1 protein-coding gene is annotated in these 1,326 nt (G+C 34.0%); it reads right to left on the bottom strand.

Annotated elements, in window-relative coordinates; genetic code table 11:
* Positions 1-75 precede the first annotated feature (75 nt).
* Positions 76-1,122, bottom strand: coding sequence for a YitT family protein (locus tag E1171_RS01270; protein ID WP_155203305.1), 1,047 nt, complete (start codon positions 1,120-1,122; stop codon positions 76-78).
* Positions 1,123-1,326: the final 204 nt, after the last annotated feature.

Genomic DNA, 1,326 nt, shown 5'->3' with positions numbered 1-1,326 from the left:
TTCCTACATAAAATATAAAAAGTCCCATGCTAATTCTAAGTGGTAGTAGAGAACAGCATGGGATTTTTTTGTTAATTAATGCTGAAAAGGCTTTTTCTTTAACAATCCCCCCTTGGTGTCTTTAATGGAATTCATCACTACAAAGGCCCCGGCATCGATCTTTTTTATTTCGCCCTGTAGTTTGGAAAGTTCAAGTCTAGTAATCACTGTATAGATAATTTCTATTTTTTGAAGGTCCTCACCCTTTTTGGCATAACCATTTTTGCCATCGTAAATGGTGCATCCCCTACCAAGTTCCTCAATGATACATAATCTAATTTCCTCACTTTTTTTGGAAATGATAGTTACCCCAATGTATTCTTCTATCCCGTCGATCACAAAATCGATCGTTTTGGAAGCGATTAAATAGGTGAGGATAGCATAAAGGCCAACTTCTATGGAAAGCACATAAGCCCCAATGGAAAAAATGATGATATTAAATAAAAGTACTATATCCCCAATGCTTAGATTTACTTTTCTACTGAGGTAAACGGCCAAAACTTCCATTCCATCTAATACAGCACCACCCCGAATAGCTAGGCCAGTTCCTAGACCAATAAAAAAACCGCCAAAGGTGGGAATCAATAGTTTATCATAAGTGATGATTGGGTATGGAAATGTATGCACAAAAACTGCTAAAAGGCTAATAGCCAAAATACTTTTGATCGCAAAAGCCTTTCCTATATTGGAATAACCTAAAATAACGAATGGCAAATTGAATCCAATAAGTAAAATAGCAAAAGGAATTTGGGCTACTTCCTCGATAATTAAGGCCAAACCTGTCATCCCTCCGTCAATGAATTGGGTGGGGACAAGAAAACTCTTGAGACCGAATCCTGCAAATAAGACACCCAAAAGAATAAAGATCGAATTCCGGATAAAGTGTCTAAAATCAAAATTCCATTCTCTTTGATTCGAGGGGATATCTTCAACAACAGGCTGATCTATTTGATCTTCATCAGTTTCATTACCCCCTTTCAGTTTTGTTATTGAAGTGGTGTTATTTTGAAATTCATGGAAAGAATCAATTTTATTTTTAACAAGGGGAATTCTTAAAGATAATTGCTCTTGATTTTGATTCATTATCTATTATAATTAGAGGTTAAAAAATTTAAATACTTGACGAGGTTTAGAACCTCATTATTTTTTTGTACTAAGAGCTTGTTTAAAATTATTGTTTTGAAGAGAATATCAGGCTTTTCAAAAACTTTTTGCTGCTAAAAGAAAAATCTTAAACTTTCTCTAAAGGTTAACATCCTTAATTTATAAAAAGAAACCCACTTTTTT

It is taken from the genome of Xanthovirga aplysinae, assembly GCF_009711365.1.
Lineage (GTDB): Bacteria > Bacteroidota > Bacteroidia > Cytophagales > Cyclobacteriaceae > Xanthovirga > Xanthovirga aplysinae.
The sequence above is the reverse complement of the archived record's forward strand: the minus strand, read 5'-3'. Positions and strand labels throughout refer to the sequence as shown.

Coding starts and splice junctions, on each gene's coding strand:
- E1171_RS01270 (WP_155203305.1), bottom strand. CDS start 1,122: ATGAATCAAAATCAAGAGCAATTATCTTTAAGAATTCCCCTTGTTAAA.